The organism is Pedomonas mirosovicensis, assembly GCF_022569295.1.
Taxonomy (GTDB): Bacteria; Pseudomonadota; Alphaproteobacteria; order Sphingomonadales; family Sphingomonadaceae; genus Pedomonas; species Pedomonas mirosovicensis.
On the sequence record NZ_JAKFIA010000001.1, the window covers coordinates 1,763,091 to 1,776,223 of the forward strand.

Consider the following 13,133-nt stretch of genomic DNA (forward strand, 5'->3'; position numbering starts at 1 on the left):
TTTGCCGAGGGTGGCGGGGTGGATGCAAATTGGCCGCATTCAAAGCATGAGGGCCGTTCCAAGGCCAGCCCGAAATTTACGGGATACCCCTGGGACGGGTCGAAACCGGGCTGAATGTCTGGCTATGCCTGCCGGAAGAGATGGGTGGCCCCTGCCCCCGGCGCAACTGAGGCAATGGGCAGCAGCCTTGCGCCTCTTACTCGATGAAGGCCACGGGGGCCGTGTCGTCGGGCTTCTGGGCCATTTCCGAGAGGCTGGGAATGAAGGCCGAGGCGAGCCCCAGGAGGGCCGCCATGGCCAGGATTGCGGCAAAGAACGCTTTCACGAGCACGCCCATCAGCCTGTTGTCCTTCCTGTGCGTCTGTTTGCGCCTACCGGGTTGCAGCCGGCCTGGCTTCGGATTCCGGCATCTTCTCCGGCGCTTTTGGAGTGGTGGTGTAGAGGTAGACATTGCCCAGCAGCACCAGGCCCGCCACCACCATCAGGATACCGCGCAGCCGCTCCTTGCCGTGCTGCCGCACCGTCAGCCGCACGCCAAAGACGATGAGGATGAACGACACGAGCACCGCGGCGGATATGGCAAAGTTCCAGAAACTGCTCATCGGTTATCCCTGTTCATGCAGGCTGAAACGCTTCGCCCAGCGCCTGGGCAACGGCGGCCCGCCAGCCCGTCAACCTAGCCATGCGCGCGTCATCTTCAAGTCCTGGTTCGAAGCGGCGGTCCGGCTGCCACAGCGCGCCGGCCTCCGCCACGCTGCCGAGCATCCCGCAGCCGGCCCCCGCCAGGATGGCCGCGCCCAGCGCCGTCGTCTCGGTGACGGCGGGCCGCTCCACCGTCAGGCCGAGCATATCGGCCAGATCCTGCGCCATCCAGTCGTTGACCGCCATGCCTCCGTCGATCCGCATGACCTGCGGTTCCACCCCGTCCTGACGAAAGGCCCTCATGAGGTCGTGGGTCTGGTAGCTCATCGCCTCGAGGCAGGCCCGAACGATATGGGCGCGCGTTGCCCCGAAGGTAAGGCCGGTCAGCAGCGCCCGCGCGTCCGGCCGCCAGTAGGGCGCGCCGAGGCCGACGAACGCGGGCACCAGATAGACCCCTTCCGTGGAGGAGACCGAGCGGGCCAGCCGTTCCGTCTCGTCCGCCTCGATGACGAGCCCCACCTGGTCCCTCAGCCATTTGACCGCGCTGCCGGCCACAAAGATGCTGCCCTCCAGCGCGTAGGACGCCTTGCCGTCAATCCGCCACGCCACCGTTGCCAGCAGCCGGTTCTGCGACAGCCGGGGCGCATCGCCCACATGGGCCAGCACGAAGCCGCCGGTGCCGTAGGTCGCCTTCACCGTGCCCGGCGTCACGCAGGCCTGGCCGATGGCCGCCGCCTGCTGGTCCCCCGCGACGCCGCAGATGGGAATGGCGCGACCGAACAGCTCGGGCTGCGTGTCGCCCAGGTGCCCCGCGCTATCCACGATTTCCGGGAGGATGCCGCGTGGCACGCCGAACAGATCGCACAGGTCCTCCCGCCACTGGCAGGTGGCGAGATCCATCAGCTGGGTGCGGGCGGCGTTGGTGGCGTCCGTCACGAACAGGCCGCCGGTCAGGCGGAAGATCAGGTAACTGTCCACCGTCCCCGCCGCCAGCCGTCCGGCCGCCAGCAAATCCTTCAGCTCCGGCCGGTGTTTCAGCGCCCAGCCCATCTTGGTGGCGGAGAAGTAGGGATCGATCGGCAGGCCTGTGGCGGCCGTCACCACCTCCCCGTGGCCCTCGGCCTCCAGTTCGGCGCAAATGCTTGCCGTGCGCCGGTCCTGCCACACGATGGCCGGGCCCATAGGCTCGCCCGTCGCCTTGTCCCAGAAGACGATGGTCTCGCGTTGGTTGGTAAGGCCGATGGCACTGATGCGCTGATGCCCGCCCACCTGGGCAATGGCAGCGCGGGTGGCGGCCAGCGTCTGCTCCCAGATCTCGCGCGGGTCATGCTCCACCCAGCCCGGCCGGGGATAATGCTGGGTCAGTGCCCGCGTGGCGGTGGCAACGGGCCAGCCCTTGCGGTCGAACACCATGGCGCGGGTGGAGGTGGTGCCTTCGTCGATGGCGAGCAGCAAATCGGTCATGACGGCAATGTAGCGGCCCTGGCGGCAGGGGCAACACCACACGCACCCCCCCATAATTTCCTTATGGTTCATATGATATTAACCATAAATGCGCCAAGGTCCACCAGTCGGTACGCAGAGGTAACGTTCTCTGCGCCGGCAAATACGACAGTCCAAACTGAAAAACGCCCGGGAGTAAGTCTCCCGGGCGTCTTCTTTTCAGCCGTTGGCGCCCTGCCCTTATTCGGGCAGTACCACGCGGATGGAAAGTTCGCGCAGCTGCTTCGGCGACACTTCCGACGGCGCGTTCATCATCAGGTCTTCCGCCCGCTGGTTCATCGGGAAGACGATGACCTCGCGGATGTTCGGCTCATCGGCCAGCAGCATGACGATGCGGTCAACGCCCGGTGCCGAGCCGCCGTGCGGCGGCGCACCCAGCTTGAAGGCGTTGATCATGCCGCCGAACTTCTCGTCCACGTCCGCCTTGGTGTACCCGGCGATCTCGAACGCCTTGTACATGATCTCCGGCTTGTGGTTCCGGATCGCGCCCGAGGACAGCTCCACGCCGTTGCAGACGATGTCGTACTGGTAGGCTAGGATCTCCAGCGGGTGCTTGGTCTCCAGCGCCTCCATCTCGCCCTGCGGCATGGAGAACGGGTTGTGCGAGAAGATGACCTTCTTCTCCTGCTCGTCGTACTCGAACATGGGGAAGTCGACGATCCAGCAGAACTCGAAGCGGTTCTCGTCGATGAGGCCCAGTTCGTGGCCGACGCGGGTGCGGGCGAGGCCCGCCAGCTTGGCGGCACCGGCTTCCTTGTCGCAGGCGAAGAACACGCCGTCATTGGGGCCGAGGCCAAGCTGGGCGACCAGCTGCTGAACGCGCTCCTCGCCGATGTTCTTGGCGATCGGGCCGCCGGCGACGCCGTCCTTGAAGTTGATGTAGCCAAGGCCCGCGTAGCCTTCCTGACGGGCCCAGTCGTTGGTGCCGTCGAAGAAGCTGCGCGGACGCAGGCCCGCGTCCGGGGCCGGAATGGCGCGCACCACCGCGCCGGTCTCGATCGAGCGGGCGAAGATGCCGAAGCCCGAGCCGCGGAAGATTTCGGTCACGTCCTGAATGACGATCGGGTTCCGCAGGTCCGGCTTGTCGTTGCCGTACTTCAGCATCGATTCCTTGTAGGGAATCCGCTTGAACGGATAGGGGCTGACCGAGCGGCCATTGGCGAACTCCTCGAACACGCCGTGCAGCACCGGCTCGATGGCCGCGAACACGTCTTCCTGCGTCACGAAGCTCATCTCGAAGTCGAGCTGGTAGAACTCGCCTGGGCTCCGGTCGGCGCGGGCGTCTTCATCGCGGAAGCACGGCGCGATCTGGAAGTAGCGGTCAAAGCCCGCCACCATCAGCAGCTGCTTGAACATCTGCGGGGCCTGGGGCAGCGCGTAGAACTTGCCGGGGTGCAGACGGCTCGGCACCAGGAAGTCACGTGCGCCCTCGGGGCTGGAGGCCGTCAGAATCGGCGTCTGGAACTCCTGGAAGCCCTGCTCGATCATGCGGCGGCGAAGCGACGAGATCACGTTCGAGCGCAGGATGATGTTCTTGTGCAGCCGTTCGCGCCGCAGGTCGAGGAAGCGGTAGCGCAGGCGGATGTCTTCCGGATACTCGGCGTCGCCGAACACCGGCATCGGCAGTTCGCTCGCGGCGGAGAGAACCTCCACGCTTTCGGCCTTCACCTCGATGCGGCCGGTGGGCAGGTTGTCGTTGATGGTCTCGGCCGTGCGGGCGACCACGCGGCCATCCACGCGAATCACCGATTCGGAGCGGACGTGCTCGGCATTCTTGAACGCGGCCGAGTCGACGTCGACCACCACCTGCGTCAGGCCGTAATGGTCGCGCAGGTCGATGAACAGCAGGTTGCCGTGATCGCGCTTGCGGTGGACCCAGCCCGACAGGCGGACGGTTTCGCCGACATTGGCTTCGCGGAGTTCTCCGCAGGTATGGGTGCGATAGGCGTGCATGGCAAAAACTCGGTTGTAACCGGAAAAAATTCGGATCGCGGACACACACAGCTTCACGCCCCGTTTGTCAAGGCGCTGCAAGCTGCTACAGCGGTATCCATGAGCGAATATGTACTGATAACGACAACAGAGGACCTGTCGGCGCTGTGCGCCCGGCTGGCCCGGCAACCCTTCGTCGCGCTGGACACCGAGTTCATGCGCGAGAACAGCTACTACCCCGACCTCTGCCTCATCCAGGTGGCCAGCACCGAGGAAGCGGCGATCATCGATCCCAAGGCTCCGCGCCTGTCGCTGGAGCCGCTGTTCACCCTCCTCCACAATGAGGAGGTGCTGAAGGTTGTCCACGCCGGCGGGCAGGACCTCGAGATCTTCCATGGCCTCACCGGCCGGGTCCCTGCCCCGCTGTTCGACACCCAGATCGCGGGCATGGCGCTGGGCTATGGCGAGCAGGTCGGCTACCAGCAGCTCATCGAACAGACGCTCGGCGTTCACCTCAACAAGGGCGCGCGCTTCACGGACTGGAGCCGCCGCCCGCTCGAGCAGCGCCAGCTGGACTACGCCATCGGCGATGTCACCTATCTTGCCCAGGCCTTCCCCAAGCTGCTCGACCGGCTGAAGGCCACGGGGCGCGGCGAATGGCTGGATGAGGAGATGGCCCGGCTGCTCGACCCCTCCAGCTACACCATCGATCCCGAGCAGGTGTGGCGGCGCATGAAGCTGCCCAACCGCAACGCCGAGGTGCTGGGCCGCCTCAAGGCGCTGGCCGCCTGGCGCGAGCGGGAGGCGCAGACCAAGAACCTGCCGCGCAACCGGCTGGTGAAGGATGAGACGCTGACCGACCTCGCCCTGCACCCGCCGCGCGATCAGGGAGCGCTCGCCCGCGTGCGCGGCCTGCCCTCCAGCTGGGGCGGCAATGAGATCGGCGCGCGCCTGCTGGCGGTTCTGGCCAATGCTGAGCCCATGCCGAAGGACGAAATCCCCACCCGCGAGCGGATGACCGCCCTTGGCCGTCAGGCCTCGCTCATCGCTGACCTTCTGAAGCTGTTGCTCAAGATCCGCTGCGAGGAATCCGGCATCGCCCCCAAGCTCGTCTGCCGGGCGGATGAGCTGGAAGCGCTTGCCGGCGGCCAGCGTGAAGGGCTCGCCATTCTGTCGGGCTGGCGGTTCGAGCACTTCGGCAAGGATGCGCTGGCCATGGTCGAGGGTCGCCTCGCCTTCTCCGTACGCGACGGCAGGCTCGACCTGCGCGAGATCGGACCGGCGTAAGCGATTGTTTATGCAGGGGGTCTTAACCCCCTGCACCCCCTTTCGTTCAAAGGGCCGCGTCCTTCATCAAGGGTGCGGCCCTTTTTCTGTTTCGAGCATGGGAACGCACCCGGCCCGAAAAACGAAGGGAGTGCAGAGGGTCCGCGACCCTCTGCAAAGAATCCAACTTCGAACAAGCAAAAACCCCGGCCAGTTTCCTGACCGGGGTTCTCTTTGCTCCTGTCGGGGCGTGGCGCTTAGGCGGCGCGCACCCGGGTGAGGAAGCGGTCCACCTGCGCCCGCAGCTCGTCGGCCTGCTGGCTGAGCGCGCCGGCGGCGTTGAGCACTTCCTGGGCATTGTGGCCGGTGGTCTCGACGCCGGCGGAGATGCCGCCGATGTTGCGGGAGACTTCCTGGGTGCCCTGGGCCACCTGCTGCACGTTGCGGGCGATCTCCTGGGTCGAGGCGCTTTGCTGCTCAACCGCCACCGAGATACCGGCGGAGATCTCGTTGATCTCGCCGATGGTGCCGGCGATGGAGCGGATGGCCGCCACCGACTCTTCGGTTGCCGACTGAATCAGGGCGATCTGGGCGGCGATATCGTTGGTGGCCTGGGTGGTCTGGTTGGCCAGCGACTTCACCTCGCTTGCCACGACCGCGAAGCCGCGGCCGGCATCGCCCGCGCGGGCGGCCTCGATGGTGGCGTTCAGCGCCAGGAGGTTGGTCTGCTCGGCGATCTGGTTGATGAGGTCGACGACCTGGCCGATCTGGCGCGCGCCCTCGACGAGGCCCTGCACCTTGGCGTCGGTGTCCTTGGCGTCGATCACGGCCTTGTCGGCCACGTTCTTCGCCTGCATCACCTGGCGGCGGATCTCGTCGACCGAGCTGGCCAGCTCTTCGCCGGCGGCAGCCACCATCTGCACGTTGGCCGCGGCCTGTTCGGCGGCGCTGGCCACCGTGCCGGCCTGGCGGGTGTTGTCATGGGCAACGCGGGTCATGTCTTCGGAGCTGACGCGCACCTTGTCGGCCGCCTCGGTGAAGGTGGCGATGATCGCGTTGATGGTGGTCTCGAACTCGGCGATGGCCGCTTCCAGCGCGCTCGCCTTGGCAGCCTTGGCGGCGGATTCGGCCGCTTCGCGCTTGCGCTCTTCCTCAAGGCGGGCAGCTTCCTCGGCGCGGTGGCGTTCTTCGGCTTCGCGCTGGCGCTGTTCGTTGGCTTCCTGCTCGGCGCGCAGCTTCTCGGCCGCCAGCGAGTTCTCGCGCAGCACCAGCAGCGCGCGGGCCATGTCGCCCAGCTCGTCGCCACGGTGGGTCAGCGGCACTTCGGTGTTCAGCTTGCCGTCCGCCAGTTCGCGGGTCGCGCCGGTCAGCGCGCCCAGCGGCTTGATGACGCCGCCGCGGGTCAGGAAGAAGCCAGCCGCCAGCGACAAGAGGGTGCTGATGCTCAGCACGACGATGATGACCTCGCGGGTGTTCTGGTCGCGTTTGGCAAGCGCGGCGCGCTCGTCGCCGAGTTCCTTCTCGCGCTTCACGATGAAGGCGTTCATGTCCTTGGTGAGGCTCGCCATTTCCGGCTGGAACTCTTCGTACATGATCGCCAGGGCGGTCTCGTTGTCGTTCTTCAGCGACGAAACGGAGACGGCTTCCAGGATATCGAAGGCCGTCACGTAGCGCTGACGGAAGTCCTTGAACGCCTTGATGGTCTCAGGCTGGTCGCTCAGCTTGAGCGCCAGATCGATGTCCTGAAGGAACTTGGATCGAACGCCCTGGAGCTGATCGGTCAGCTTCTGGACGTTGGTCGTGTTGGTGTCGGCAATCAGGTTGAAGGCGAGGCTCGACGTGTCCGCACGCTGCGAATCGGCCAGCGCGGCGTAGGTCAGCATCCGCGATTGGCGCTCCAGCATTCGGGAATAGGTGTCGGACACCTCACCCATGTTGGCGACGGAGAAAACGGTCACCGCCACGGCCACGATGCCGCTCAATGCCAGCGGGGCCAGCATCTTGTAGAGGATTTTTATCCGGTTCAGGTAATTCAGGAAGGACATCGTCTGCTCCAGACTCAGGCGAAACAATACGCCTTAGTCCTAGAGCCGTAATGGTGACTGATCGGTAAACCTCGATGGAATTGTTTTTAACCAGCATCAATTTGCTGGCGCTTCCCCCGCTTGCCCTTGGCGTAGGCCAAGTCGCTGCCGGCTCCGGTCAGCTGTCGTGAATGACTTCGAAGCAGGATGCCATGTCCAGGTGCTTGGCAAGGCTGGCGAGGCGCCGGTCCACCACTTCCCCGTAAAGGCTGGCGTACTCCTCCGTCAGCGCCAGCACCAGCTGGCCCTTGCGGCGGATGAGCTGGCAGCCTTCCAGCGGCTTGGCGGTGCCGGCGGTCAGCCGTTGGCCAAGGCGCAGCGCCAGGCCCCATGCCCTGGCCCGGTTCAGGTCCTCCGCGCTTGCCAGCGGCTGGACGATGGGGCCGTAGCGCTCGCCGATGGAGGCGCCGTAGCAGGCGTAAAGAGCAGTGCCGATCATCGCCCTGCCCCGGAAATCGATACCCACCCAGTTGCCGAACAGCGAGGATTCCAGCGCCCGTTCCGCCCGGAAGTCCGGGTGGCCGCGCCAGGCCACGTCCGCCAGCAGGCAGCAGGCCTGCCGCAGGCGGCGGTCTTCCGGGCTTTCGCCGTCCGAGAACAGCGGGTCCATCCACAGCATCAGCGCGTCGCCATGCTCGGGGAACCGCCCCTCCTGCTGGGCTTCCATGCGGCAGGCCGCCAGCAGCGGATCCTCGCGCTTTACCGATTGCGGCAGGGAGTCGAACAGCAGGCCCTCACGAAGCCCATAGGCCGAGTTGATGATGAGCGGAATGTCCAGATGCCCGGCCAGCGTCTCCAAGACTGCCACAGCCACCGGCAGGTTGGGCAGCCGCCGCTCGGTCAGGCTCTTGATCCGCTTCAACTCCTTGCGGTCGAGGGAGGAGAGCGCCTTGCCCAGCCGCCCGAGCGCTTCCGGTTTCATCCGGTAGCTGTGGATAATTCTGAGCGGGCAGTTGTTCAGGTGTATGTCCAGGTGCGCCAGCGCGCGCCAGGAGCCGCCCACGGTGTAGAACGGCAGCCCCCTGGCCTCGGCCAGCCAAGGCACGTTCTTGAGGGCTTCGAGCACCTGCGCCCGGATGGCTTGCGGCGTTGGAAGGTCGGTCTGGTTCCGGAGGGTCAGCACGCCGATAGGCAGGGACACCCGGTCCCCCACCTTCCCGTTCGAGATCCGGATCAGCTCCAGGCTGCCGCCCCCTAAGTCGCCGACGATGCCGTCCGCCTCCGGCATGGCCGACAGCACGCCAAGCGCGGAGTAATAGCCTTCCTGCTCGCCGCTGATGACGGTGATGTCGAGCCCGGTCTCCCGCTTCACCCTTGCGACGAACTCCGCCCCGTTGCGGGCCAGCCGCACGGCGGCGGTGGCAACGACGGAGAGCTGATCCACCTGCATGTCCGCGCACAGCATGGCGAAGCGGCGCAGGGTGTCGATGGCCTGCTCCATGGTGCCCTCGTCCATGCGGCCGGTATCGGCCAGCCCCTTGGCGAGGCCGCACATCACCTTCTCGTTGAACACCGTGGGCGGCACCCGCACCACGCCCCGATAGACCACGAGGCGCACCGAGTTGGAGCCGATGTCGATGATGGCGATGAGGCGCTGGGCAAGCGGACGTAGGACAGCGCGCGGACGGGCATTGGATAGCGACACGGCAGCGCGATTCATGGAACCTACTCGACGATGACCACAGACGTGATTGGCGCGCACTTTAGCCGAGGCAGCGCGTCAATCAACCCGCGGCGGACGGAACAGGCTGGTCTTTTTGACCATCATCGCCCTCCAGCACCAGCCGCGGAATGGTGCCCGGATCCTTCAGCGCCGCGCCCCGCCCGGACATGGACGGGTTGGTCATGAAGTAGCGGTGGACGTTGAAGGACCGTCCCTTGGCCGGCATACGCACATAGGAGCCATCCGGTTGCAACCATGAGGATTGCTCGGTGTCCTTGAGGTTGGCGACCATCACCTGATCCAGCACCTGCGCGTGGACGGTGGGGTTGTTGATCGGCACCAGCACCTCGACGCGGCGGTCGAAGTTGCGCTGCATCCAGTCGGCGGAGGAGATGTAGACGATCGCCTTGCGCGAGGGCAGCGCCTCGCCGTTGGCGAACGCCACGATGCGGCTGTGCTCCAGGAACCGTCCGATGATCGACTTCACCCGGATGTTTTCGGACAAGCCCGGCACGCCCGGCTTCAGGCAGCAGATGCCCCGCACCACCATGTCGATCTGCACGCCCGCCTGGCTGGCTTCATAGAGCTTGTCGATGATGATGGGGTCGACAAGCGAGTTCAGCTTCACCCACACCTGCGCGGGCAGCCCTGCGTGCGCGTTCTCGATTTCCTTGTCGAGGTGTTTCATCAGCGTCGCGCGGATGCCGACGGGCGACATGGCGATGCATTCCAGCTGCTCGGGCGGCACGTAGCCGGTGATGTAGTTGAACACCTGCGCCGCGTCCCGCGCCAGCCGTGGGTCGGCGGTGAAGTAGCTGAGGTCGGTGTAGATCTTCGCCGTCACCGGGTGGTAGTTGCCGGTGCCGAAGTGGCAGTAGGTTCTCAGGTCGCTGCCTTCCCGCCGCACCACCATCGACAGTTTCGCGTGGGTCTTGAGATCGATGAAGCCGTAGACCACCTGGGCGCCTGCCCGTTCCAGCTCGGCCGCCCAGCGGATGTTCTGTTCCTCATCGAAGCGGGCCTTCAGCTCGACGACCGCCGTGACCGACTTGCCCGCCTCCGCCGCCTCGATCAGCGCCCGCACGATCGGGCTCTTCTTGCCCGCGCGATAGAGCGTCTGCTTGATGGCAACCACGTCCGGGTCCGCCGCCGCTTGCCGCAGGAAGGAGAGCACCACGTCAAAGCTCTCGTACGGGTGGTGGACGAGGATGTCCTTGGCGCGGATGGCGGCGAAGCAGTCGCCCCCGTGCTCGCGGATGCGCTCGGGGAAGCGCGGGGTATAGGGCTCGAACTTCAGGTCGGCCCGCTCGTCGACGATCAGCTGGGCGGTGTCGGCGATGCCGAGGACGCCTGCCACCTCCACGGCGTCGCGGTCCGCCACGCCCAGTTCGCGGATCACCATGCGCTGCAACTCGGGCGGCGTCTCGGCCTCGATCTTCAGGCGGATCACCTGCCCGCGCTTACGCCGCTTGAGGGCGGATTCGAAGTAGCGAACCAAGTCCTCCGCCTCTTCCTCCACCTCGATGTCGCTGTCGCGGATCACCCGGAACGCGCCGTCTCCCAGCAGCTCATAGCCGGGAAACAGCTGGCCGAGGAACAGGCGGATGGTGTTCTCGAGGCTGATGAAGCGCAGCCCCTCGCCCGGCAGGCGAAGGAAGCGCGGCAGCATGGCGGGCAGCAGCAGGAGCGCATGCAGCAGGCTCTTGTCGCTGAGGCGGCGCAGCTCCAGCACCAGCGAGATGCCCCGGTTCGGGATGAACGGGAACGGGTGCGCCGGGTCGATGGCCAGCGGCGTCAGCACCGGGAAGATCTTGGCGAGGAAATGCCCTTCCAGCCACTCGCGCTCGTCGTCGCTCAGCTGGGTGCGGTCCAGCACCTCGACGCCTGCCGCCGCGAGGCTTTCCCGCAATTCGGCCCATACCGCCTGCTGGGCGCGCATCAGCTCCTCCGCCTTGGCGGAGATGGCGGCCAGCTGCTGGGCTGGGGTCAGGCCGTCCTGGCTGATCGTCTCGACGGCGGCGTCCATCTGCCCGCGCAGGCCGGCGACGCGTACCATGTAGAACTCGTCGAGGTTGCTGCCCGAGATCGAGAGGAACCGCAGCCGCTCCAGCAACGGATAGTCGGTGTTCCGGGCCTCCTCCAGCACACGGAAATTGAACGCCAGCCACGATAGTTCGCGATTGAAATAGCGGTCGGGGCTGACCGGATGGGCCGGTTCGGTCGGTGTGGTCGGGAGGTGGGCATGTATCGGCATAGGTGGCTGATAGTCTGCCCTTGCGGAGAATTTATGACAAGCTCGGCGCTTTGGCGTCCAGGTCCGCCAGCACCTGGCGCGCCAGCGGCACGGTCACCGGCCGGCGCTTCTCCAGCGCCGTCAGGTCGATCGCCTCGACGACCGCATGGATGCGGGCATAGTCCCGCTCCAGCCGGGGCATCAGGAAGTCGATCACGTCCGGCGGCACGTCCAGCCCCCGGTCGCGGAACTGCTTGACCAGCAGCGCCGCCATCAGCGGCTCGTCCGGCTGGGAAATCTCGGCCACTGGCAGCGCCAGGAGGCGCGAGGACAGGTCCGCCACCTCCAGGTTCCAGCTCTTCACCGGCTGGCGGCTCAGCAGCACGAGGCCGATGCGCTGCTCGCGCGTCCAGTTGATGAGGTGGAACAGCCCCTCCTCGTCCACACCCGGCCCCAGGTTGTCGATGACCAGAGTCGGCAGCCGCAGGCGGCTGTGCAGCTGGCCGGGGCCCAGGATCCGCCCGCCTGTGCGGCTGGCGAAGATCGCCCCTAGGTGGCTCTTGCCGGACATGGCAGGCCCCACGATCAACAGGGCATGGCTCGGCCAGTCCGGCCAGTTGTCGAGGTAGGCGACGGCCAGGTCGTTGGCGGGCGAGACGGCGAAGTTCTCGACGCCCGTTGCCTTGCGGTAGGACAGCGGCAGCGGCGGCTGCTTCATGGCGCGTCTTCCTCCGTCGGGCGGAGGGTCGGCGCGGTCTCGACCGGCCTTCCGTCGTCATAGAGGCGGCTGGCGAGATACCGCTGGATCAGCCAGCGGGACAGCACGGCAACCACTGCCGCCACCGGCACGGCCAGAAAAATGCCGAGCACGCCCATGAGTTCACCCCCGGCGAAGATGGCGAAGATCACCCAAACGGGGTGTAGGCCCACCCGATTGCCGATGAGGTTGGGCGTCAGGATGCTGCCCTCGATGCCCTGCACGATGACGAACACCACATAGACCAGCCCCACCTTCAGCCAGTCCGTGCCGAACTGGCCCAGCGCCACCAGCAGCGCCAGGGCCGAGGCGAAGAACGGCCCGGCCAGCGGCACGAAGGCGAGCAGCCCTGCGATCAGCCCCAGCACCAGTGCGTAGTTGAGGCCGAGCAGGGTCCAGCCGAAGGCATAAAGCACGGCCAGCGCCATGCACACCAGGAACTGCCCGCGCACGAAGCCCGACAGGGCGTAGTCCATGTCGTGCAGCAGGGTCTCGATGGTTGCCAGGTGCTGGCGCGGCAGCAGGGTCTTTCCCCGCGCAACGATGATGTCCCAGTCCCGCAGCAGGTAGAAGGCGACCACGGGCGAGATGAGAATGAGCGTCAGCACGTTGAAGAAGGCGATGCCGCTGGCCAGCAGCTGGCCCACGTGCGCGCCGATCCACTCCATCAGCTTGCCGCTGGATTGCTCGACGATGGTCTGGGCCCGTTCCGTGCCGCCCGCCTCGTTGATGAGGCCGAGGATCAGCGGCCGCACCTTGGCCACGTAGCCGGGCAGCGCGTTGAGGAAGCCGACGACCTGATCCCGCAGCATCGGCGCGATGGCGATGAACACGCCGATCATCAGGCCGAAGAACAGCAGAATGGCGATGGAAGTCGCCAGCCAGCGCGGCAGCTTCCAGGTTTCCATCCGGTCGGCGACCGGGTCCAGCAGGTAGGCGACTGCGAGGCCGACCACGAACGGCAGCAGGATGCCGCTGATCGATACGAAGAAGGCAAGCAGCAGCGCAACGCCGAGAAGAACCCAGACCCAGCGCGGAGGGGAACCAGTCATC

The 13,133-nt window shown here is 66.2% G+C and carries 10 protein-coding genes; 1 reads left to right on the forward strand and 9 read right to left on the reverse strand.

The features are described 5' to 3' along the window. Window positions 1–196 precede the first annotated feature (196 nt). From L0C21_RS08415 to aspS, 4 genes are all read right to left on the reverse strand, one after another. Window positions 197–337 (reverse strand): hypothetical protein, encoded by a 141-nt coding sequence (locus L0C21_RS08415; RefSeq protein ID WP_259277928.1) that lies wholly within the window; start codon window positions 335–337, stop codon window positions 197–199. Between the two features lie 34 nt (window positions 338–371). After that, window positions 372–602, reverse strand: a complete 231-nt coding sequence (locus tag L0C21_RS08420; RefSeq protein WP_259277929.1) for a hypothetical protein — start codon at window positions 600–602, stop codon at window positions 372–374. Between the two features lie 13 nt (window positions 603–615). Then, window positions 616–2,106, reverse strand: coding sequence for a glycerol kinase GlpK (gene glpK, locus L0C21_RS08425; protein WP_259277930.1), 1,491 nt, complete (start codon window positions 2,104–2,106; stop codon window positions 616–618). Between the two features lie 219 nt (window positions 2,107–2,325). After that, complete coding sequence (gene aspS / locus L0C21_RS08430) at window positions 2,326–4,098, reverse strand: aspartate--tRNA ligase (RefSeq protein ID WP_259277931.1); 1,773 nt, start codon at window positions 4,096–4,098, stop codon at window positions 2,326–2,328. 99 nt (window positions 4,099–4,197) lie between these two features. Between aspS and rnd the strand changes: the two genes are divergently transcribed. Further along, window positions 4,198–5,364, forward strand: a complete 1,167-nt coding sequence (gene rnd, locus L0C21_RS08435; RefSeq protein WP_259277932.1) for a ribonuclease D — start codon at window positions 4,198–4,200, stop codon at window positions 5,362–5,364. A 236-nt stretch (window positions 5,365–5,600) separates the two neighbouring features. On the opposite strand, the gene L0C21_RS08440 is transcribed toward rnd, so the two are convergent. The 5 genes from L0C21_RS08440 to L0C21_RS08460 form a co-directional block, all read right to left on the reverse strand. Then, complete coding sequence (locus tag L0C21_RS08440) at window positions 5,601–7,388, reverse strand: methyl-accepting chemotaxis protein (RefSeq protein ID WP_259277933.1); 1,788 nt, start codon at window positions 7,386–7,388, stop codon at window positions 5,601–5,603. Window positions 7,389–7,545: 157 nt separating this feature from the next. Continuing rightward, a complete protein-coding gene (ppx, locus tag L0C21_RS08445; RefSeq protein WP_259277934.1) occupies window positions 7,546–9,087 on the reverse strand; it encodes an exopolyphosphatase in 1,542 nt (513 codons plus the stop codon). Window positions 9,088–9,151: 64 nt separating this feature from the next. Further along, window positions 9,152–11,344, reverse strand: coding sequence for an RNA degradosome polyphosphate kinase (locus L0C21_RS08450; RefSeq protein WP_259277935.1), 2,193 nt, complete (start codon window positions 11,342–11,344; stop codon window positions 9,152–9,154). A 31-nt stretch (window positions 11,345–11,375) separates the two neighbouring features. Further along, complete coding sequence (locus tag L0C21_RS08455; protein WP_259277936.1) at window positions 11,376–12,041, reverse strand: HdaA/DnaA family protein; 666 nt, start codon at window positions 12,039–12,041, stop codon at window positions 11,376–11,378. Beyond that, on the reverse strand, window positions 12,038–13,132 hold the full coding sequence (locus L0C21_RS08460) for an AI-2E family transporter (protein WP_259277937.1): 1,095 nt from the start codon (window positions 13,130–13,132) through the stop codon (window positions 12,038–12,040). Before L0C21_RS08460 ends, L0C21_RS08455 begins: the two co-directional genes overlap by 4 nt. Window position 13,133: the final 1 nt, after the last annotated feature.

Bases quoted from the DNA above. Each gene is read 5' to 3' on its own strand.
- rnd (WP_259277932.1), top strand. From the start codon at position 4,198: ATGAGCGAATATGTACTGATAACGACAACAGAGGACCTGTCGGCGCTG.
- L0C21_RS08415 (WP_259277928.1), bottom strand. From the start codon at position 337: ATGGGCGTGCTCGTGAAAGCGTTCTTTGCCGCAATCCTGGCCATGGCG.
- aspS (WP_259277931.1), bottom strand. From the start codon at position 4,098: ATGCACGCCTATCGCACCCATACCTGCGGAGAACTCCGCGAAGCCAAT.
- L0C21_RS08440 (WP_259277933.1), bottom strand. From the start codon at position 7,388: ATGTCCTTCCTGAATTACCTGAACCGGATAAAAATCCTCTACAAGATG.
- L0C21_RS08450 (WP_259277935.1), bottom strand. From the start codon at position 11,344: ATGCCGATACATGCCCACCTCCCGACCACACCGACCGAACCGGCCCAT.
- L0C21_RS08460 (WP_259277937.1), bottom strand. From the start codon at position 13,132: ATGACTGGTTCCCCTCCGCGCTGGGTCTGGGTTCTTCTCGGCGTTGCG.
- glpK (WP_259277930.1), bottom strand. From the start codon at position 2,106: ATGACCGATTTGCTGCTCGCCATCGACGAAGGCACCACCTCCACCCGC.
- L0C21_RS08455 (WP_259277936.1), bottom strand. From the start codon at position 12,041: ATGAAGCAGCCGCCGCTGCCGCTGTCCTACCGCAAGGCAACGGGCGTC.
- ppx (WP_259277934.1), bottom strand. From the start codon at position 9,087: ATGAATCGCGCTGCCGTGTCGCTATCCAATGCCCGTCCGCGCGCTGTC.
- L0C21_RS08420 (WP_259277929.1), bottom strand. From the start codon at position 602: ATGAGCAGTTTCTGGAACTTTGCCATATCCGCCGCGGTGCTCGTGTCG.